The sequence below is a fragment of the Cyanobium gracile UHCC 0139 genome (genome assembly GCF_034931325.1).
Lineage (GTDB): Bacteria > Cyanobacteriota > Cyanobacteriia > PCC-6307 > Cyanobiaceae > Cyanobium > Cyanobium gracile_B.
On sequence record NZ_JAYGHX010000008.1, the window covers coordinates 50,859 to 72,377 of the forward strand.

The window sequence follows — 21,519 nt, forward strand, 5'->3', positions numbered from 1 at the left end:
GGTGAGGTGGGGACTGGGGAGAGGGGGACTGCCCTGCCTTGTCCGTCCCTTGTCCGGACTGTGTCCGGTCCTGTGGGTGATTGGGGAGGGCTATGGAATCGCGTGCTCGGGGGTAGGGCTTGCCGGCGCTGCCATCAGGAGGCGTAGTAAGGGGCGAGTGCGACGACAACTATTAAGCGACTGTGCGGCTCTCCCCGAGGCTGTTCCGGCGACGCCTCGATGGCCTTCTTAGGCCACTGCTTGAGTTGGGTCGAGCGATCCACGCTGTCAGCGGCGATCTCCTGGAGCGTCTTGCGGCCACTGATCGCCTCCCTGGCGACCTTGGCTTGAACTTGGGGCTATGGGTAGTGGCGTTTGCCCAACGGTGGGAGCCCCCTTTCAGGGGCGGTGCCCCGCCTCACAGGTTAGCGATGGACCCTGTCCAGAAGAAACAGACCACCTCAGCCATGGGCCACAGTTCGCCGTTATTGATCGCTAGTGGCTGGGTGGAGTTCAGCCGCCAGATACTGAGGATTTCTAAACATGAGTTCTCTGGAGCACCTGCGGTTCGCCTTTAACCAGCCAGACTTCCATCCTCACATTGCGAAAGGAGCACCCCATGAGCAGGCACTTCATTGCCTTCTGGAATCTAGAAAACCTCTTCGCCCCTCAGGATTTCGAGGACCGACCAGAGTGGTTGGCCAAGCGCATTGCTGCAGATCTCAAGGGGTGGACGACTGAGCTATTGGATCAAAAGATAACTCAGCTCGCCTCCATCATCTCTCAGATGAACAGCGGAAAGGGCCCAGATGTCCTTGGAGTCTGCGAAGTAGAGAACCGTTTCGTCCTGGATACCTTGGCTGGCAAGCTCAATGAAACGTTGCCAGGTCGGGAATACGTCCCTGCTCATGCTGATTCAAAGGAGGATCAGCGTGGTATCGATACTGCATTCCTTTATGACAAACAGGAATACGGACATGATCCTGCTACATTGTTTAATTACTTCGTGATTCGACGTACGGGTACACGGGATATCACCCAAGCCACTTTCACAACCAAAGCCAGCCAACCTTTGGTACTGCTTTGCAACCATTGGCCATCAAGGAGCGGCGGAACCTAAGAAAGCCAGGGTTACCGGATGACAGCCGGGGAAACGCTATCTTACTTCCACAGCCGAATTCGAGAAGAACTGGGGGAAAATACTCCAATCCTTGCGATGGGCGATTTCAACGACGATCCCTTCAACGATTCACTTGTTGTTCATGCCGAAGCCACAAGGGAGCGAGGGGATGTAGAGCGCACTGAGACTGTCCCCCGTTTTTACAACCTCGCTTGGCGATACCTGCAACAAGAGGGAATCGACCGCAAGGGAAATCAGAAGCTGTTGAATGGCACTCTGTACTTTAAAGGGAATGGCAACGTATTTGATCAATTGCTCGTCTCAAAAGGCCTGCTGATTGCCTCCAGCCCATTACGAGTTAAAGAAGAAACCGCTCGCATCGAGTTGTTCCCTGAAATGATCGATGACAGGTTAAGTGAAGGGCCTATCCGATTTGGGCTCCCAAAAGGGGACGTTCAGAAGAACGTAAACACGAAGGGATACAGCGACCATTTTCCAGTATCCGTCGAACTTGAGGAAGATATGGTCTAAAAAGATCCAATACAACAGGTAATTTCATTCCTCCTCGTCAGCCCCACCCACGGGCACCAGCCGGATCTGCTTCCGCCCAAGCTTGATCTCGAACTCATCCCCCGGCCTGAGATCCAACATGGCGGTGTAAGCCTTGCCAACCAGCAGGTTGCCGTTGCCCTGCACCGTGGCGACGTAACTCAGGCGGCGCCCTCCTTTGCCTTTGCCGTTGCCACCACCGTCTCCGAGGCTGACGCCTTTGGCCTCCAGCAGGGCTTCGTAGAAGGCGGTGAAGTTCAGCCGCTCGCTGCCGTCCTTCTTGATGCTGACGTAGCCGGCGGCTCGAACTAGGTCGGACTTGGAGCCATCGCCGAGCTCTTTGACTTTGGCGAGGAGATCAGGTCCTGTGAGGGCCATGCTGGTAGAGAGGACTTTTACGTAAGGTAGCGCGTGGGCTCGTAGGCGCCCGTTCGGATCGTTGCGACTCGCTGTCACTTGAGGATGATCTTGGATGGCGCTGGAGCTGCCGCTCCCCCGAGAACGATGCCCGCTGAACATGGCAGTCTTGTGCAGGATCAACCCACTCATTGGGCTGGGCACAGGGATGAAGTGCTCGGGGGTATCTGGATTGAGGTCCGTCGGTTGGTCATGGACTCCGCAGCGCCAGGAATTGCGTGCTCGGGGTAAGTGGGTGGGGCGGGTGCTGCCGACTGGATGCCCAGTAGGGGGCGGGGCCAACCTCAGTGGTGAACCAGCGGTGCCGGTCAGCCCCCGAGCTCGTTGCACCGTTGCCTCAATAGCGTGGGGCATCTTCTCCTGCGTGGATACTCGCTGACGCCGTCCAGGAGCTGCCCCATCCAATGGCTCACAGGGATCAGGGGCTCTGCGCCGTCGGCGGCGATCGTTTGGAGCGTCTTGCAGTCAGTGATCGCCTCCATGGCGACCTTGGCCATGAAACTCGGGGCTGTAGGTGAGGCGGTTGCTCCTAGGTGGGAGCCCCCTTCCAGGGGCGGGGCCCCGCCTCAGAAGTTAACGATGGGGGCTGCCCAGAAAACCAGACCGCTTCAGATGGGTAGGTCATCGATGGACAGTCCGATGGTCATGGCGTGACCCCTATCGACGTGTCCTCAAAACTGGCCCCCCGTGCAGCTCTTACGCTGCAATTATTTATTACATCAGATTCGGGCTAACATAGAAGTTGTCTAGTCCCTCCGGCGCAATGCTGTCAGTAACAACCCTGCCAGTAACAAGGATCGCAGCACAACTGGCCCTAGTCGGACTCGGCACAGTCGCAATAGTGGCAGTTACCACTATCGTAACTTCGCCGCCAGCATCTGCGTTCGTGTTAAACGTTCCTGGCGAGGGTGAATGGGATGTGGTATCAGATGAAACAACATTCAATGCAAGTGCGGCAGACATCAGATCCACGCCCTGGTGGGATGGCGATCCGCGTCCTGGCAATGATGTTATGGCCAATCTTTTCGCTACTGCCTACGTCCAACAAGGCGGTCCTGCTTGTAAGCCCGACCCATTCTTCGATTACTCATGCTTCTTCGCATTTGTCTACTTCCCCAATGCGGTGGCAGCCATTTCCGCCTTTCCCGATGGGTCTACAGCCTTTAGGGTAGCTAGACCTGAATACCCTATTGCTTATATGTTTGCCAGCCGTATTAGGACTTCGCCTGCGCCCAGCCCTCTACCTCTCCTGGGTGTTGGGGCCGCCTTCGGCTATAGCCGCAAGCTGAGAAGGCGAATCAAAGGCTCTAAGAGGCTGCTGATAAACCCAGACAGCAGGAGAGGACCGGCCCCCCTGTACTCCTACGTCTCTACCGAGGAGCGGATCCCTAAGGCTCCTCCGCTCCGGCGGGTGCGGCGGCTGGCGGATCAGACCCTCGTTCGGCTCAATCCCAACTTCCGTAGGCTCTGCCCCAAGGGTGGGCGCCCCTTGGCCTTCTCCATCCCCAAGGTCTCGGGGGTGGTGTGAGTCCTTGGTGGTAACGGCCATCCATCGGAAGGCTGAATCCTTGGAAAGATCAGATACCTTGCCGCGCGCACTGGTGACTTAGCCGGTTTTGATAGGGAGTTTATCTGGCTTGGTTAGACTCATGAATTAGATCATCACAAAAGGGTGGTCAAGCCTCATGTCTTCCCAGAACGCTTTTCCCTCAGTCCTTCCCACAGCCCAAAGCTGCCCAGCAGCAACTCCAACATCCTCCGCTGCAGGTCAGGGTTATTAAGTGCTTGAGTGCTCATGGTCTGGTGAGCATCGAGCGCATCAATGATCGCGTCCTGATGGGCCCGCGCCAGATCGGGTGAATTAGCGAACTGCTCCTTGCTGTTGCTGGCCGCCTGTTGCTGGAGAGTTTTGGACTCCAGAAGCTTGCTTCGAATCACGGTGCCCACGTAGATGACCTTGTCGTCGTCGCTCAAGTCACCAGTGAAGAGGTCATTGAGCTTGGCGATGATCTCCGAGAGCAGGGCCTTCTGCTTGTCCTGCACCGACCCCCCACCAGGCGCGATTCCAGGGATCGGCACGGCTTCCCCTTTCTCCAGATCCAGCTTCTTCTGCCCGAGGTCGCGCAGGTGGTGATGCGTGAGCACCACCTTGGAGAGATCCACCGTGTTGACCTCCCGCTCGAACTCCAGCAGCGGCAAGAGTCTCTTAAAGAACATCGCCCGCTTCTCCAAGCCAGTGTTGGCGTAGTCGAAGATCTGGGAGAGGAAGGTGTACAGGCGGACGTAGGTGCCCATGTCGCTGCGAAACAACGCCAGAGCGGCCAGCTCATCCCTGGCGGCCTTGAGGCCATCGACGTCGTTGATCTCCTCGGCCTGCCTGAAGGCCAGACGGGCCTCCTTGTAGGCGTTCATCAACCGCTGGGCCACAGGCTCCAGAGCTCCTTGCAGCTGACTCTGCTTGCTGGCGGGATCCAGGAGAACCTTCACGACCCGCTCAATCTCGAACTCGTCGTAATGGCCCTGAGCGTCGAGCTTGGTCTTGAGGTCAAGGATCAGGGCTGGATCTGTCGCTGAGGCCAGCACGGCGGTGGAGTAGTAGGTCTTGAACGCCGTCAGGATGTCGTTGTGGTCGTTGACGAAGTCGACCACGAAGGTGGTTTCCTTCTCTGGGTAGCAGCGGTTGAGGCGGGAGAGCGTCTGCACTGCCTGCAGTCCCGCCAGCCGGCGGTCGATGTACATGCCGCAGAGCAGGGGCTGATCGAAGCCGGTCTGGAACTTGTTGGCTACCAGCAGGATCTGGTAGTCCTCCCCCTTGAACGCTTCGCGGATGTCGCTCTTGAGCCCTGGGTTGAGGGCCTGGCTGCGTTCGGTGAAGCCATCGGGACCGCTCTCGGGGTCAGTGACCTCGCCGCTGAAGGCCACCAAGGTGCCGAGGGCATAGCCCTTCTCGGTGATGTACTTGTCGATGGCCAGCTTCCAGCGCACCGCCTCCTTGCGGCTGCCCACCACGACCATGGCTTTTGCCTTGCCGTCCAGCAAGGGCCAGACGAACTGGCGGAAGTGCTCCACGATGATCGCCACCTTCTGGGCGATGTTGTGGGGGTGGAGCTTGACCCAGCCCATCAGCTTCTTGAGGGCCGCACTGCGCTCCACCTCTTCATCGGAGATGGCCTGCCCTTGCTGGGCCAGCTGGAAGGCCAGCTTGTAGCTGGTGTAGTTCTGCAGCACGTCGAGGATGAAGCCCTCCTCGATCGCCTGCCGCATGGAGTAGACGTGGAAGGGCTCGGGGAGGTTGCCCTCACCAGCGGGCTCGCTGGGGTTGGGGCGTCTACCGAAGAGTTCGAGGGTCTTGGCCTTGGGGGTGGCCGTGAAGGCCACGTAGGTGATGCCGCTCTCCTTGGCCCGCGCGACCATCTGGGCGATCAGCTGATCTTCCACATCGATCCCGCCGCCGTCTTCCAGGTCGGCGACTTCGGCGGCGGAGAGCACCTCCTTGAGCTTGTTGGCAGTTTCTCCGCTCTGGGAGCTGTGGGCCTCATCGGCGATCACGGCAAAGCGCTTGCCACCGGTGGCGGCCAGATCGCGCACAGCCTGCAGGGCAAACGGGAAGGTCTGGATGGTGCAGACCACCACCTTCTTGTCGCCGCTGAGGGCTTCGGCGAGCTTGGTGCTTTTGCTGCCGTCTTCACTGGTGACGGAAGCGACGACCCCCTTCTTGCGCTGGAAGGATTCCAGGGCCTCCTGCAGCTGGGTATCGATCACGTTGCGGTCGCTCACCACCAGCACCGAATCGAAAACCTTCTTGTCGCTGGCGTCGTGCAGCTCGGAGAAGAAGTGGGCTGTCCAGGCGATCGAGTTGGTCTTGCCGGAGCCGGCGGAGTGCTGCACCAGGTACTTCTGGCCTGGGCCTTCTGCCAGCACCGCCTCCTGCAGCATGCGGGTGACGACCAATTGGTGGTAACGGGGGAAGAGGACCCGGGATATCTGCTTCTTCTTGTTGCGCTCGGCGATGCAGTAGCGGCCCAGGATCTCCAGCCAGCTCTCCCGCTGCCAGACCTCTTCCCAGAGGTAGGCGGTCCGGTGGCCATTGCTGAGGGGGTTGCCGGCACCGCAGTTCTTGCCGCCGGGTTCGCTGCCCTTGTTGAACGGCAGGAACACGGTGCCAAAGCCCGCCAGCCTGGTGGTCATGCGGACTTCGCGGTTGCTGACAGCGAAGTGGACCAGGGCGCCGCTGGGGGAGGTGAGCAAGGGCTCGGGGGTCTGACCGGGCGGCTTGGGGTTGCGGTCCTTCTTGTACTGCCAGATCGCGTCTTCTATGGACTGGGTATTGTCGGTCTTGAGTTCAACGGTTGCTACTGGGATGCCGTTGAGGAACAGCACCAGGTCGATGCTGTTCTCGTTGTGGAGCGAGTAGCGCACCTGCCTGACGACGCGCAGGCGGTTGGTCTTGTAGCGGGAAAGGATCTCGGGGTTGAGCCCCAGGGCTGGTTTGAACTCGGCCAGCTTGAGGGCCTTGCTTAGACCCAGCAGTTCGACGCCATTGCGAAGCACATCAAGCGTGCCGATCAGATCCAGTTGGCTGCGTAGCCGCTGCAGCATGGTGTCAGCGGCCTTGGAGCCATGGTTCTTTTGCAGCGTCTCCCAGGCTTTGGGCTGGGTCTCCTGGACCCAGGCGATCAGGTCTGGGGGGTAGAGGGCGAGCTTGCGGTCGTAGTGGGCGGAATCGCCCTCGGCGTAGAGCCAGCCGTGGCTGTCGAGGTGATCGCAGATCTCGGTCTCGAAGGCGCTCTCCAGATGCAAGCTCATTGGCCCATCGTGAGTGTCTTGAGAACGGGCCTAAGTGCCTGCTCCAGCTCGTTCATAGCTTCTACCATCTTTTCCTGGATGAAGGGCCACTCTTCCTCGGGCGACCGGTAGCCTCCGGGAAGGGTGATGCGGATTCGACAAGCACGGCGACTGTCGAGGCGCTGCCAACTGACAGGCGGGCTGATGGCTTGATCGATCTGAGCCTGGGAGGCTTGGAGATGGTCAAAAATACGTTTATTTTCCTCTTCGGAGTCCTTGCCTCTGTCGATGTAAAGCTCGGCGCCACATTCGTATTGATTTGCTACGTAGTTCAAGCTAAGGCCCCTAATGCCTGATGAGGTCCCGATCCAGGAGTAGGTCCCTGGGGTTATATGGGCGTGAAGCTTCGCACCTGGTAGTGCAACCAAAGCGGTCCACCACCGTTTGCGGATGTCGTATCGCTCAGCCAACTCCCCCTTGGCCCGCCCGGCTTCCTTGGCTTCTGCCGATGGTCCAACGATCATGGTGAGGAGCGGAGCTGCGGGCGAATCACCGATACGCACGGCCTCGACCTTCACCAAGTAGAAGTCGGCACTAGGAGATTCGTTGAGCCAGGCCATGGCCGCGACATGTTCGGGCCGAGGCTCCGAAACGATCCAGATCCCCCCCCGGGCACTCCTGGCCGTCAGGTAGGTGATCAACTTGCCCAGGTGGTCATGGTTGCTCTTTTCGAGCTGGTTCTCAATGACATAGGTGGTGCCATCCTCATCCTCGGCAACAAGATCAATGCTGAACGAGCCTGCTGCCTGCTCTCGCTCAGCCGTTACGAGGTTCAGGTCTAGGGAGTCGTTGAGTATGTCAATGTTCTCCTGCAGCCACTGGGTGAAGTCATAAGCCTCATGCCTCCAGACCTCACGAAGGGGAACCCGCTGGAGTTTTCCGATCGAGGAGTAGCTCATGCCGGTGCCCCCACGTTGGTGCGCTTGAGCTGATCGAGGGTGAACCCATCAGCACTCTTCCATTCCTTCCAGCCATTGGCCGTTCTACCCAAGAGAGCGATGGCAGCCATGCTCGGGGAACCGAAGAGGTGGTCTTTCTCAACGACTGCCTTACCCCCCTCCTCCCTCAGTACACCGGAATCAAACAATTTCTGGCGAAAGCGTTCGCTGCTGGATCCGACAATCGAGGGCTGGTTGCCGATCCGACCCACGGAACCCTTCAGCACGACAAAGCCTTCTGGTGTGTAGAGACCGCGAGCATCAATGCCTGCGCTTTTGCAGATGAACACCTCCTCTGGCTGGGTGGCTGTACTTGACGTCACCACCGAGTCAAAGACCGGATAGCCAAGGGTGGCCAGCAACGTCCGGCCCGTATCGAATATCTCCAGGCAGTCGGCCTGTAAAGGGGCTGGGGTATGGGGTTTGCTGCCACTGTTGCCGTTCTCATCCACGTAGCGCCCAGCTGCGCGCGCTGCTTGGAGGGAGTACCACTCCAGGAACAACGCATGGGTCTGGGTCAGGCTGTTGGTGCGTGAGATCAGTACCAGCGCCCGCTCCCAGAAGTCCTTCTTCTGGTTGTGGCACACCAGACGGGCCCGCAGATCTCCAGTCTGGCCGATGTAGACCTTGGGTTCAGATCCATCCGCCTCCACTCCGAAAAGGAAATAGAGCGCTACCTGAGCGCTCTCCTCCATCTTGATAAAGTCCTGGAGGAGGCTGCGAGGCACTTCGATCACTTGGACGATGCGGGTGGTGATTTCGGCAATGCGAATGCCCCTGGGGTCACCTCCGGGCAGGAAGATCTGAATGGTTTTGGGGGTAGGGGTCATGCAGCCACCGCCTCGGACACAAGACTCAGCACGTCGATCTGGCCGGTAACTGCGGCCGAGATCAGGGCTGATCGACGTTCTTCCAGCAATCGGATGGCATTGGACGCGTCGGTGATCAGACTTTCAAAGCATCTCTCGGATTGCTGTAAATATCCAAGAATCGCTACTTGATCTTCCTTGGGTGGAACGGGAACTCTTAGCCTTCCAAGGATGGAAGTGTTTAAATTCTCCATGGTCGACCCCACTGAGCTCAAGGAGAGAGTGGCCCTTGAGTATTCAGATTTGATAACTAGCTCGACGTAGTCGGGGCTAAAGCTTGTTGCACATCGAAGTAGAAGACATCCCGTCCCACACAACCACCCGGTCTCATTCTCGCCGACCACTGCGCATCTGCCCATCTCACCTCTTCTTGCTACCACTAGATCTCCTTTGCGCAGCTTGTGACGCTCAAGTCTAAACGCAGTCTCGTCCGCAACGCCAACCCCTTCAATGGCAACTATATTGGAGCCGATAATACTAGAAGGGTTTATGACTGGAATGCCTCCTGTTACATAGTCTTCGACACATAGCTGGCTTCCGAATGGTCCCGTCTGTAGCAAGTCTGACTGCTTCACAAGATAAGAAACATCCCAATGCTCCGGTACCTCCCCGAGCCACTCCACGCCTGAGTCCTTCATCGGCACGTCTGGGTTCAGCCCCTTGGTGACTGCACGGGAGATGACGGCCTGGCGTTTCTCCTGAAGCAGCACGATCAGCCGATGCTGCTCGTAGATCAGGGTATCGATCTTTGCGGTTTCGCGATCGAGGAAGTTGAGGATCTGGGTGGACTCAACAATCGGAGCAACGGGGACTGGAAGATCCATCAGATTTGAAGATGAGATGGATGCCAGATTTGTGCTTTGCTTGGAGCGACCAATGAAATACGAGTTGGCCTGCTTGGAGGAGGTGTAGACGTTCAACCAAGCGGAAGAAATCGAATGGGGGCGAACCGCGAAAACATGGTTCTGATGTATACAAGGTCTGATCTCGCTGTTCCAAATGCAGCCACGCCCCAGCTTGTCAAAGTCTCCTCCTTCATTCATCAGTACATCACCTGGCCGCAAAAGATATCTGTCAAGAGCCGCCTCCGGAATTTGGATTGTGTGAATGTCATTCAGATCTAAGAAGCCGTCCTGAACATTTGCCACCCTCAGAAATGGCACCTCTATGCTGCCCTCGGGTTCAACCTCTTTGCCCTTGGCTAGTCCAGTCTGAATTTCCGCAAGTCGCTTAAGCGGTTTCACATCCCAATGTTCCGGCACTTCCCCCAGCCACTCCACCCCACTGTCTTTATGCGCCGGATACCTCGGAAAGCTCACGCGGTGAGCCCCCCGATCATCGCCAGGATCCGATCCGTCACTTGCTTCAGCTCAGCGTCGATCACCTCCAGTGCCCTGGGTGGGGTGAACACATAGAAGTGCCGGTTGAATGGGATCTCGTAGCCCACCTTGGTCTTGTCGTGGTCGATCCAGGCATCGGGAACATGGGGCAGCACCTCCCGCTCGAAGTAGGTCTGCACGTCTTCAGATAGCGGCACGTTCTCATTATCCCGCAGGCTGCTGTCCGCTTGCGGTTTGCCCTTGGCCTTGCCCTTCTGTCCCACCACCACCTTCCCCGCCTCATCCCGCAGGGGACGCTCCACAGTGATGGTGCGGTAGCCGAAGGCTTCGTTGGGGAAGATCTTGCTGATCGGCTTACCATCCTTCTCCGCTTCCTCGAAGGCGCCGAACAGCTGGGTGATCGCCTCGATGTGCTCGGGGCTCAGTTCCTTTCGCTTGCTGCCTAGGCTCTTGCGCATCTTCTGCCAGTAGCTGCTGGCATCAATCAGCTGCACCTTGCCCTTGCGGGCCCCTGGCTTGCGGTTGGTCAGGATCCAGATGTAGGTGCTGATCCCCGTGTTGTAGAACATGTCTGTTGGCAGGGCGATAATCGCCTCCACCAGGTCGTTCTCCAGCACATAGCGGCGGATCTCACTTTCCCCGGATCCCGCCCCACCGGTAAACAGCGGCGAGCCGTTGAGGACGATCCCAAAGCGGCTACCGCCCTCCATGGCAGGACGCATCTTGCTGATCAGGTGCATCAGGAACAGCAGCGAGCCATCGCTCACCCTGGGCAGACCAGGGCCAAAGCGGCCGCTGAAGCCCATCAGCTCCGCTTCCCGCTGGATCTCTTTTTGGATCTTCTTCCACTCCACCCCAAACGGCGGATTGGAGAGCATGTAGTCGTACTTCGCCTCCGGCAGCTGGTCGTCAGACAACGTGTTACCGAAGCAGATGTTGTTGATATCCTGCCCCTTGATCAGCATGTCCGCCTTGCAGATGGCGTAGGACTCGGGGTTCAGCTCCTGACCGGACAGCACCAGCCGGGCTGTGGGGTTGTGGCCCGTGAGGTGCTCCTCGGCGACGCTCAGCATCCCCCCGGTGCCAGCGGCTGGGTCATAGAGGCTGCGCACGATACCGGGTTGTGTCAGCGCGTCGTCGTCTTCGATGAAGATCAGGTTCACCATCAGCCGGATCACCTCCCGTGGGGTGAAGTGCTCCCCAGCGGTCTCGTTGGAGAGTTCCGCGAACTTGCGGATCAACTCCTCGAACACCAGCCCCATTTCAGCGTTGCTGACCTTGTCAGGGTGGAGGTCGATTTGGGCAAACTTCTCGGAGACCATGTACAGGAGCCCTGCCTTCTCCAGCCGGTCCACCTGCAGGTGGAACTCAAAGCTCTCGAAGATGTCCCGCACAGCCGGGGTGAACGCTTGGATGTAGGCCCGCAGGTTCTCGCCAATGTTGTCCTGGTCCCCCATCAGGACCTTCATGTCCAGCTGGGAGGTGTTGCAGAAGTTCTGGCCTGCCTTGCGGAGCAAGAAGGGCTCGGGGTCCAGGCCCTGGCCTTCGCGCAGGGTCTTCTCATCCAGCACGGCAGCCTTGGTGGGCTCCAGCACGCAGTCCAGACGGCGCAGAACCGTGAACGGCAGGATCACCTTGCCGTAGTCGCTCTGCTTGTAGTCGCCTCGGAGCAGGTCAGCTACCGACCAGATGAAGGCCGAGAGGTTCTGCTTGCCGGTGGGCTGGGGGCCGAGGGGCGGGGCACTGACCACAGGGCGCTGCGACATTGATGGATGGCCTCCAGAAGATGCCATCTCAACCCCTGTGCCGGCCATGGAGGGGAGGGCGACTGAGCCGCCTCGGCCACGGCCAGGGACCACGCTCCCCTTGTGCACCAGCCTTGATTTGACTGCGTCGTAGACGGCTTCGTCCCAGCCGAGCAGCTCACGGAGCCTGCCATTGCCTGCTTGGCCGCCCAGGGCCTCCAGAGCCCCAATGAACTCGTCGTGCATCTCCTCGTCGAAGTCAACGTCGCTCAGTGGGTTTGCAGCGGCGTGGGTCAACGGGGAGCGCAGGTCTGAGCCTTCAGGATGCCATCTGGGTGAGGGCCCGGGGGGGCCCGTCACGGAAGCTGGCTTCCAGGTTCTCCACCGCACGATCTGGGCGGGCCAAATGCCGGAGCCATTCAGAGGGCTGTCCAGGCGCATACCTCAATCGAGGGTGGCGTCCTCGGGGGGGCCCGGGTTGCCGGCCCGGCGCTTCAGCTCAGCGGATCATCATCCCTGCAGCGTTGTCGTTTCTGGAAGCTGAAGAACTCCCTTGCCGTGGAGTCTGGATCCAGCCTGGTGGTGAAGAACGCCTTCACCACCAGTGCTCTTGTAGCGAAATGGCAGGGGTTGGATGTGGACCTAAAAGCAGGCGAGAGCTCTGTCCGCTTATTTGGAGGTCTGTGCTTCAACGCTGCTGTGGGAGGTGCCAGAATTACTGGATTTGTTCATACCCAGCAATCGCTCTGAGCTCAAGAACTGATCAGCACATTTGCCAGTATTGAAGCTTTTTGCGGTAGCACTCTAAACTGTTATGACGACTTCAAGTGCTTTTAGGCAATCGCTTTACGCATCACTGCCGCGGCAAAGCGCTCTCTTCTAAGCTTTGAAGTGGATCTATAGTTCACTTTGCACGGACTTAGATGGGGAAAGGCTGTCAGTTGCGAAACTAATCTTCAGCGTGCGACCGTCTCTGGTCTTTACCATGCAATTGCCGCTTGTATTCCTAGCAATAGGGATAAAGCTGCACCTGCCATCAACAATGCCTCCACTTTCTCTAGTGTAATAGTAGTCGGGACTTGGTGTTCTTGCGGAAGCATTAGCCTGACTTCGAATCATTACTAGATCCACTAGGGGCCTTGGGGTATTGGCATTAGAGATCATCAGTTGCCAATGCCCAAGTCCCCCAACCAAGTTAAGATTAACAGAGTTTCTGTCTGTAGACGATACCGAAATTACGCCAACCTCGCAGGAGGCTGAACCAAGCCTATCAAGTGATACGTTGCATTGTGTAGGCTTAAATTCATAAAAGTACGCTGGAACATATTGAGGTTCGGATTTGCTCGGATTGCAGCTGAAACATAAAGCTGTTGTAGTGACGACAACCAATTTTGGGAGCTTCACTCGACAAACTCATACGAAAGGGAGATTCTAGCATAGGCCTAAATCGACTACTCGAATAGCACGCATTTATAGCCAGTCTCGGATTTGACTGCACTTTTGAAGCCATCAATATCTGTTTGAAGCCGTGTCAGATCGGATGTTGTCAGCCCTTTTACATAGATGCAATTACCTTCGGCCCAAAGTTCATAACCTGTCGGTCCTGTGCCAATAAACTTCTTCCTGGCTGGCTCTTGGGCCTCACTATTACTTGTTCTTCCCGTGCTGTTGCTAGGTGGAATATCGGAAATCTGTTCTGGACGAGAACTGCTATCCATCTCTGATGAATTCTTGGTAGACGGTTGCAGCCTGTTACTGGTTCCCCAGATGAAAGCTATCCCAAAAAGTCCTAACAGCACAAGAAAAGACCATTTTGCTGTCTTTCTGGTTGCGTGAGGAAACAGCCAGATCATTCCTGATAGAGCGGCAAGAGCCAAAAGGGGTGGAAAAAGGAGACCTGCAACTGCAAAGATTACAAAGAATGGGAAAGCTGGCTTAAACCTGCCGCCCCTAATATCCCTTGTTAGGGTGCGATTGCCACTGCCGCCCTTGCTTTCGCCTTTTGTGAAAACGGTACTTGTAGTAATGACCATTTGTTCATCTGAAGCCTTTTGAAGTTGGCCTTCTGGCTTTGTCTGTTGTCCAGACACGTTCTCAGTTGTCTTGCTTCGTATGATTGGCAGCAACTCTTTCGTGACTGAGTACTCGGCTAATTTCTTGCCATTAGCACTACGCAGTATAAATCTTCCACCAGCTGATGAAAGTTGTGATTTTGCCTGGGACGGCTTGGCAAGACCTCCACCAGTTCCATAAATGGAGGACGCCGCCTGAAAGTAGTTCACTATCGATGCTCCGGCACTCTCTGGAAGCGGTGAGAATAGCACTTGCATACGTAGCTTGACTGTGTCGACGGGGTGGGACATAGGGCTGGCCCATAGTCTGTAAGTGAGCTGTTGACGGCGATGAGACTTCCTTGGCAACTTGCATCATGGTCGGTGAGCCCGTGAGTCTGTGAGCAGAAACATCGCAAGTCTCTGCTTTTTGCGGGTAAGATTGGCGGTATATCCTGGTCCCTCATTGTTCTTCCTCTGGGAAAAGCCTTGGCTGCAGCTGCCTATCTGGCCTTGGTCCAAGTGAACGTGAGCCAGAGCCAGCTCGATCGATCGCTGCAGCGGTCTGACCGATGGAATCGAGCAGCGCGCCACTGACCGGAGCCAGCTCACGACAGAAGGTGGCGATGGTGCTCCAGAAGTTGGGTTCGTAGAAGGTCATAAGAAGTTTGGGCACCATTTTGGTGCTGGAAGGTCTGGGAATGGATGGGGTGGGACTGGGTTCCGTGGATCAGATCCGCTGCTCTCGGGCTCGGGGGCCATGGGAGTCAGCCAAGCCGCCTCTGGTGGTTACCCACCCCGTGGGGGTGGCGCTGACGTGCTCGGGGGCAACAGCGGGGGTCTCTGGCTGGATCATTGGCAGCGTTGATGCAAAAGCCCCTCCTGGTGGGCCCAATGGGGTCAACCCCGAGCACTAACCCAGCGAGATCCGTCTGGACAGACCCTCCTGGAGAAGCCACGGCTGGACGGCCTTCCTCCAAGTGGTTAACCAGCCCAAGGGAGTCAGTCGTTGCGCGCTCGGGGGAATAGCGGCAGACCTGCCAGCATCAAGGGGCGCCAGCGGTCGTCACAGCGCCGCTGGTGTGGACACAGACCGGGCAGGGAGGTCAGAGCCCCTGCCCATTTCTTTGTCTGGCTTCGCCCCGCCCCTGGCCGTAGCACCCCCTCTTGGCCGTAGGCACCTCCTGGCCGCAGGCCGCCCTCAGCTGCGGGTCGCCGCCAGAGCCAGCTCATGGGCCTGGGTGAGGGTGGCGGCGGCTTTGCCGAACCACAGCCCCTCCAGCCGCTGGCGGGCGGCTTCGATGGGATCCCTGGAGCGGCCTGCATCGTGGCTCAGATGCTCCGTCACCGCTTGGTAGGCGGCCCACATTGAGCCCTGCACGCCGGGGATGTCGCTGCCGATGGCCTGGCCTTCGAACTTGGCGGACAGGCCCTCCCAGGCCGGGAGATCCTCCAGCCGCCTCGGCCGACTTGTGGAAGCATCACCCCGGCGGTCATTGATTGCCCCCCGCAGTTGATCGGCAAACAGGGTCTCGACGTAGCGGCGGAACTGCGACGCCGTGCAGGGGGCGGCGGCCATGGCGCGGAGTTCGGCCATGCCACCGGTGAACTGCTGCCGCTGCAGATCGATCAGCTCAGGGAGGCGGTCGATCAAGGCGTTGGCATTGCGGGTGTGGCGGATGCGGCAGCCCTGCTGCCTGCGGCTCCGGGCGGAGGCCAACCCGAGAGCAGCAGACAAAGTGTTTTGGCACACAACCCGGATCGGGGAGAAGAAGGCCGAAAAAGCGATCGTGCCGTCATGGCTTGTGCAGCCGACCAAGTACTGGTTAACAGGATCACCGGGGAGCACCTCCCCTTCCGACTGCCGCACTCGGGCCGTGAAGGTCACCTTTTTGCCGCCGGCCAGGACGCAGACGGCATCCATCACCGCATCGCTATGGAGGGCTTCGGCGACCCGGATCAGCTGCTCGTTCTGCACCACCTCGTAAGTGGCGTTCATCACGGACAGGGTGGCACCGGTGTCGGTCCTGGTGATGGCCTGGTAGCCATCGATGGGCTGCATGTCGGCGTCGTAGACGGGGCGGCCGGCGAGATGGAAATCGGCGCCACCGAGGCGGAACGCCTCACGGGCAGGCAGGGTGCCGTCCAGGACCAGGCCGAGGCGGTGCCAGGCGGGCTGGTTATGGAGGAAGACACCGGAGGTGAATTGATGGGACATGGGGAATCGCAGCGGCCGGCTGGCCGCCGCCAGAGAGGACAAAAAAGCCGGCCTCGGGGAGAGACCGGCAAGCGCTGGGGCGGGGCTTCCACCCGCCGGCCCGGTTGAACGGATCAGCTGGCGGAGGGTTTTGGGGTCAGCAGCTGCAAGCGATCGGCTACCAGGCGGACGCCGCAGTGGTTGCCGCAGAGGCGCCCCGAGGCCGCGAGCCGCATGCCTGGTGTGGCGTTATCGCTCAGCTCCTGGGCCTGCTTCCCCCAGACCTCAATCAGCACTGAGAAGCCGCCTGCAGACTCTTCGTCCCAGCGGGGGGTGACGCCGGGGACCAGCAGGAGAACTTCGGCTCGGATGGCACCGCAGTCGAAGAAGGTCAACTGGACAGGCAGGGGGGCTGTCCCTGTAAGCACGGTTACATTCACGGCTTGTGCGCTCCGTTGGGGCTGCAGACGGGGGAGTCCAGGCAGGAGAAGAGTTCCTCGAAGTCGTGCTTGGTGGGCACCGGCACGCTGGTGGGATCGCCGCTGACGTTCTCGGGGGTAGGGGTGACGAGCAGCTGGAGGCCGCTGATCTCCCCGTTGCGATGCCACGCCATCTGGCGGCCCATGCTTTGGAGGAACAGGATTCCAGAGAGGACGTCGTCGTCTTCGTGGAGCAGGCCGATCGGAGGGAAGAGGGATCCATCAGGCCGGCGGATGGTGATCTGGCTGTGGAAATGCATGAAAAAAGCCTGCTGAGCAGGCGGTGGATGGAGAGGGGGGATGGAGGCAGGTGGTTAACCAGCTGGAGGGGGCGGCCGGCTGGCCAGAGGCGCCGTCAGGAGGCCGGAGTCCTGGCCGAAGGCCTACGGCCCGTTCTCGGGGAAGCAGAACCGCAGGGCCTCGGCGGCTTCATCAAATGGCGGGGAGATGTCGAGCCAGGGGGAGCGGATGCGGGCGAACGCACCGGCCGGGAAGTAGCGGGAGAGGCTGGAGTACGAGGCGCCCCGCAGGCGATCAGCTGGCAGGACCAGGCCGGCGGTGGCAACGCCGCTACGAGCACAGCGGAAGCGGACTTTGCAGTAGCCGGTCATGACTGCGCCTGCGGCGCCGGAGCCCCCACGGGGAGAACCCCGGCTGGCGGAGCCAACAGCAGGAAGCGGTACATTGTGCAGTCGGTTGCCAGGCAGTAGCCGGCAGCGTCGTGATACCTGGTGAAGCCGTACTCCTCGTCTGCATCGACGCAGGTGGCGGATTTGGTGGAGAAGGTCTCCGCCCACCAGCCATCAGCCGCAGCGATCTCGTCCTCATCGAGACCGGAGGAGTCTCCGTGGATGAAGTAGCAGGCCCAGTGGGTGGGCAGGAGGTAGCTGACCAGGGAGGGGTGGCGTGCATCCCGTTCGTCTCTGGTGAGGAAGACGGGCTCGGGGGGGCACAGGGGTGGATCTGGCAGGTAGAGGCTGGAAGTAGGCATGGAATTCACAGCGTCAGAGGACATAAAAAAAGCCCCGCACAGAGGCGGGGCGAACCAATCCAGGCGGACTTGAACCGCCAAACAGCAAGGCGCCCCCTGGTAGGGACACAGGGGGGCGCTCGCTGCGCCTTGCCTGCTACGCAGAGACCTCCAAGAGATCTGGAATGCATGCAGGTGGATTGGGGATTTGGATGGATTTTGTCGGGTGTTCTTGCCCTTCTTTTCAGTCCCATCCGGAGACTGGAAGCCGGTTTTGCACCGCATCCCTGGTTAACCATCCTTGGGAAGATGGGGAAGAGGAATGGAGATCGTGCTCGATCTCGCTGCGACGACTACACCGGGCCCCAGTGGGCATAGGAAGGGCGTAGCGCGTCAGGGCCGCAAGGCCCCGCCGGAGGAAGTCTTAGCGACTATTGTTACTGTCCGGCGCATATATGAGCGCCTGTTGAGTTTTGGCGCAACGCTGGGGAGACTTAGTCACGGGAAGCCTGTTGACCCGCACAAAGGTGCGCACCGGCTCGATCCGTCCTCGGGCATCAAATACCCTCGTCCTCCCGCTAAACCCCTCCGTCGTTTGGCCGAACGAGTGTCTCTACTGGGCCGCATGCCCTGCGCTGAGCGGATTGGATACCGTCAGGCGTCTCGTTTGCACCTATCGGTTGACGTCACAGCAGCCGGTGAAGGTTGCGGATCCGTACGACCTTGGGGGAGCGTTTCTATGTTTTGGCGCAGCACAATCGGCCGCTAGCAGTCCTGCATAGGCATGGTGCGCAAGTTGCGCTGATGTAGTGAGAGAGATTAGGCTATTCGGCTGTCAGCATCAGGGCTGTAAGCCTGACCGGTGAGAGTGAGCGACTGCGGCGCAGTCCTGTCTCATCGGTTGAAAGCAACATAGGGGGTGAGAGGCAGCTAAGTCAAGCGATTGAGGAGGGCTAGGTGACTGTGGACTGTGCGTATATTGAGGCCCTGAATGATGACTAGAACGTAGTACTCGACATACATCTACTAGAGAATGTATGTCGAATGATGGTCTTTATGTCAGGCGCGATGAGGGCACTCATCATCGAGTAGGCGCGATATTGCATCCCACAGTCTCGCTTGCTCCGGCGTCTCCTTTTAAGAACAGCGGTCGATGAAAGCACAACAGGGCTCGGGGGAGAAGCATGGATGAAGCCATCCCATGCCGACGTGTGCTCCAAGAGCGACTTAACTTGAACAGGTTCCGGTTGAGCCGGCAAGAAGCACTGGTAAGCCGTCTTCTAGGCCCGCTTTGTAGCGCTGCTCGCTTCTATCGATCCTTGGGCCAGCTCCACGTCGTGTGCCGAGGGCATGAACTCAATCAGTGCCAGACGCTTCTCCAGGACCTCCATCTGCTCTGACATCTCTGCCCACCGGGCGGCTGATTCACGTCGCTCGACAACATGATTCATGGTATTGAGAATCAGCTTTGCGGCGCCTAGAGCAATCGACTCGGACTGTGAGTTCAGAAGTTCTCGGGCTTTCTTGACCGCATCGCCATACCCTTGCTGCAATTCCTTGGTTGCCTCTGACTCCAGGTGCTGCAGAGCTTCATTGACCGCGGATACATACTCAGGGTTCCGCCCCCATGAAAGAAGCGTCGTGTAACCGATGTTCAGTTCCTTCGCAATTTGGCGAAGCTGCATTCCCTCCGCCGTCATCAATACGGCCTTCCTTTGCCTAGGTTTCAGGGTTGATGAAGTCATAGAAGTTTCACTTCAGTTCGGATTACGACAATTTTGCCGCATATTCCAGTAGTAGAGATTGCTTGGAAAGTCATCTCAATCGAGCTGCTGCGGCTCACCGCTCCAGCCTCAGCCCGCTGGTCGTCCTGGCTGATGAGTCGGTAGGAAAGCCGGATGCTGAAGACATGCCGTGGCTCCGGGTACTCACCATCAGGCGGCGAACCAGAATCTGATGCCTAAATCTACCCCCGTCCTGGCCTGCCGCAAACGTTCTTTGCCGCTCGCGATCGATCATTCAATGTGCTCGGGGTTACGTCCTGTAGATCTCAGGGGATCAGAGCGAGAAATAGCTGGGGTCTTACTTTGATCAGATGGGGATCGCACCTGAGGACGGAGACCCGTGGTTTCGCCTCGTCAACGACTGGAGGATTGATCTCCCTGGTGAGTTCAACAAGATCGTGAAGGAGGTGCAGCCTTCGTTGATCGTCATCGACTCTCTGGGATCAGTTTCCGACCTAGGGGATGCGAAGGAGAACGGGGGTGCCTATGCGGCGCCGCTCTACGAGATCTCTCGGAGGAACGTGGCGGTGGATATGGAGGATGGCTTTCCGTCAGCAGCCATCATCTGGATCCACCACAACACGAAGGACGACGCCCACTTTCGGGGAACGGATCGGCTTATGGGTGCAGTTGAGGAGATGTGGGAGCTCAGGGAGCTCACTGAGGAGGAGGAGGTCGAGCACGGGGTCAACAGCAGGATCCTGACCATCGGGAAGAGCAGGTTCGACCGCTCTCGGGACAGGCTGCTGGTCACCAGGGACCACAACCTGAACTACGAGATCAGGGACCTGACCCCGACCCTCCACAGGATGGGGGTGGGCCGGAATGGGGACCTGGACCCGGCGGGGGTCGTCCTGGAGGTCCTGAGGGCCGCGCAGGGCCCGCTGAGGGAGGAGGAGGTCCGGGAGGATTTCAAGGCGTACCTCCAGGCCGAGGGGCACGACCGGATCCCCAAGAGGTCCACCGTGAAGCGGTATCTCCACGGCTGGATCGTGGACGGGATGGTGACCGTCGACAAGGCGAAGGTCTCGGGGAAAAGGGGGCAGCCTGCGAAGCTCTACAGCCTCGCGTGTGCGAGGGGAGAGTAAAAGTTGGGTTTTATTGATCTGGACAGACGAGACTCATTGCCACCACAGCTTTCTGCATTTCTGCCCAGGTGCGATGAGAATGTGGACAGAAATGCCATTTCCGCCAATTTGAACAGTATTCCCCGAGCGGTCCCCGAGGACGGGAGCAATACTGTCCAAACCTTCGACCCAGCGAATACTGTCCAAGCGGTGGACAGTATTCAGAACCGTGTCCAGGCCAGGGGTCCCGAGGACGAAATCATTTCTGCCCACGGGTCTCCCGGTCCTCACACGCGAGAGGTTGGCGGCCCGGTCAAGGAGGGGCAGACCTGGGGCGGCCCCGAGGGCGTGGAGACCTTCATCCCGGCTCCCCCCGAGAACTGATGAGGACCCCTGGGCCAAGTTCGAATGAGTCGTTGCAACCTGTTCATGAGCAGAGAGGAGTGCTGACTCAGGACGACGTGAGGGAGGGGGTCAAGGCTTACCTGCAGGCCATGGATGGCCACGATCTATTCCCGAAGAAGTCGGCTATCCAGAAATTCTTGTACGGGTGGGAGGTCGACTGCATCGTCTGGGTCGAGGAGCTCCAGCTCTCGGGGGGCAAGGGTGGACGCCTCTCCAAGACATTCAGCCCCGCGTGTGCGGGGGGAGAGGGGAATACCTCAGAAAATGATTTGGACAGACGAGACTCATTGCCAAAACTGCTTTCTCAATTTCTGTGCGACACGGTGAGAATCTCACAGAAAATCCCTTCTGAGGCCGTTTCACAGAAAATGCCAGAGGGGTCTCCCGAGGACGGCGACATTTTCTGTGAAACCGAGGGAGCAGGCATTTTCTGTGACCCTCTCACAGAAAATCCAAACCCTGTCACCGCAATGGGTCCCGAGGACGGTGGCATTTTCTGTGAACACCCCTCCGCACCCCGCGCGGGAGAGGCTGGCGGGCCGGTCGAGGAGGGGCAGACCTGGGGGGTGGCCCCGAGGGCGAGGAGATGTTCGTGGTCCAGGTCGACGGGGTGCTGCAGGGACCGAAGCTGCCCGACGAAAACGAGTGTCGGGGGAGGACGGAAGTGTGCGCAGCTCAAGCATCCATACGGCCCAAGAAGGCGGCCAGGCAGCAAGGAGGCTGGGTCTTCTGCATCAAGGGTGGTTCTGGAGGCCCTGACGGCC

14 protein-coding genes and 1 pseudogene are annotated in these 21,519 nt (G+C 58.8%); 2 read left to right on the forward strand and 13 right to left on the reverse strand.

The window, feature by feature from the left end:
* Positions 1 to 598: 598 nt before the first annotated feature.
* Positions 599 to 1,630 (forward strand): annotated as a pseudogene (locus tag VB738_RS12795) (endonuclease/exonuclease/phosphatase family protein).
* A gap of 24 nt (positions 1,631 to 1,654) precedes the next feature.
* Here VB738_RS12795 and VB738_RS12800 read toward each other — a convergent pair.
* From VB738_RS12800 to VB738_RS12860, 13 genes are all read right to left on the reverse strand, one after another.
* Complete coding sequence (locus VB738_RS12800; protein ID WP_323306164.1) at positions 1,655 to 2,026, reverse strand: AbrB family transcriptional regulator; 372 nt, start codon at positions 2,024 to 2,026, stop codon at positions 1,655 to 1,657.
* 1,722 nt (positions 2,027 to 3,748) lie between these two features.
* Positions 3,749 to 6,871, reverse strand: coding sequence for a type I restriction endonuclease subunit R (locus tag VB738_RS12805; RefSeq protein WP_323306103.1), 3,123 nt, complete (start codon positions 6,869 to 6,871; stop codon positions 3,749 to 3,751).
* Positions 6,868 to 7,809: a DUF4268 domain-containing protein gene (locus tag VB738_RS12810; protein ID WP_323306104.1), complete on the reverse strand. Its 942-nt coding sequence runs from the start codon at positions 7,807 to 7,809 to the stop codon at positions 6,868 to 6,870. The genes VB738_RS12805 and VB738_RS12810 overlap by 4 nt, the downstream gene beginning before the upstream one ends.
* Complete coding sequence (locus VB738_RS12815) at positions 7,806 to 8,678, reverse strand: GIY-YIG nuclease family protein (RefSeq protein ID WP_323306105.1); 873 nt, start codon at positions 8,676 to 8,678, stop codon at positions 7,806 to 7,808. The genes VB738_RS12810 and VB738_RS12815 overlap by 4 nt, the downstream gene beginning before the upstream one ends.
* On the reverse strand, positions 8,675 to 10,036 hold the full coding sequence (locus tag VB738_RS12820) for a restriction endonuclease subunit S (RefSeq protein ID WP_323306106.1): 1,362 nt from the start codon (positions 10,034 to 10,036) through the stop codon (positions 8,675 to 8,677). The genes VB738_RS12815 and VB738_RS12820 overlap by 4 nt, the downstream gene beginning before the upstream one ends.
* Positions 10,033 to 12,099, reverse strand: coding sequence for a class I SAM-dependent DNA methyltransferase (locus VB738_RS12825; protein WP_323306107.1), 2,067 nt, complete (start codon positions 12,097 to 12,099; stop codon positions 10,033 to 10,035). Before VB738_RS12825 ends, VB738_RS12820 begins: the two co-directional genes overlap by 4 nt.
* A gap of 1,154 nt (positions 12,100 to 13,253) precedes the next feature.
* Complete coding sequence (locus tag VB738_RS12830) at positions 13,254 to 14,084, reverse strand: hypothetical protein (RefSeq protein WP_323306108.1); 831 nt, start codon at positions 14,082 to 14,084, stop codon at positions 13,254 to 13,256.
* Between the two features lie 970 nt (positions 14,085 to 15,054).
* The gene (locus VB738_RS12835; protein WP_323306109.1) at positions 15,055 to 16,071 is read right to left on the reverse strand and encodes a DUF932 domain-containing protein; all 1,017 of its coding nucleotides are present in this window, start codon (positions 16,069 to 16,071) and stop codon (positions 15,055 to 15,057) included.
* Positions 16,072 to 16,184: 113 nt separating this feature from the next.
* Positions 16,185 to 16,445, reverse strand: a complete 261-nt coding sequence (locus VB738_RS12840) for a hypothetical protein (protein ID WP_323306110.1) — start codon at positions 16,443 to 16,445, stop codon at positions 16,185 to 16,187.
* 41 nt (positions 16,446 to 16,486) lie between these two features.
* Complete coding sequence (locus tag VB738_RS12845) at positions 16,487 to 16,789, reverse strand: hypothetical protein (protein ID WP_323306111.1); 303 nt, start codon at positions 16,787 to 16,789, stop codon at positions 16,487 to 16,489.
* Between the two features lie 123 nt (positions 16,790 to 16,912).
* Positions 16,913 to 17,140: a hypothetical protein gene (locus VB738_RS12850; protein ID WP_323306112.1), complete on the reverse strand. Its 228-nt coding sequence runs from the start codon at positions 17,138 to 17,140 to the stop codon at positions 16,913 to 16,915.
* Positions 17,137 to 17,520: a DUF6926 domain-containing protein gene (locus VB738_RS12855; RefSeq protein ID WP_323306113.1), complete on the reverse strand. Its 384-nt coding sequence runs from the start codon at positions 17,518 to 17,520 to the stop codon at positions 17,137 to 17,139. The genes VB738_RS12850 and VB738_RS12855 overlap by 4 nt, the downstream gene beginning before the upstream one ends.
* Positions 17,521 to 18,779: 1,259 nt before the next feature.
* Positions 18,780 to 19,184 (reverse strand): RNA polymerase subunit sigma-70, encoded by a 405-nt coding sequence (locus VB738_RS12860; RefSeq protein WP_323306114.1) that lies wholly within the window; start codon positions 19,182 to 19,184, stop codon positions 18,780 to 18,782.
* Between the two features lie 410 nt (positions 19,185 to 19,594).
* On the opposite strand from VB738_RS12860, the gene VB738_RS12865 reads away from it, so the two are divergent.
* Positions 19,595 to 20,371 (forward strand): hypothetical protein, encoded by a 777-nt coding sequence (locus VB738_RS12865; protein ID WP_323306115.1) that lies wholly within the window; start codon positions 19,595 to 19,597, stop codon positions 20,369 to 20,371.
* The last annotated feature ends 1,148 nt before the right edge of the window (positions 20,372 to 21,519 follow it).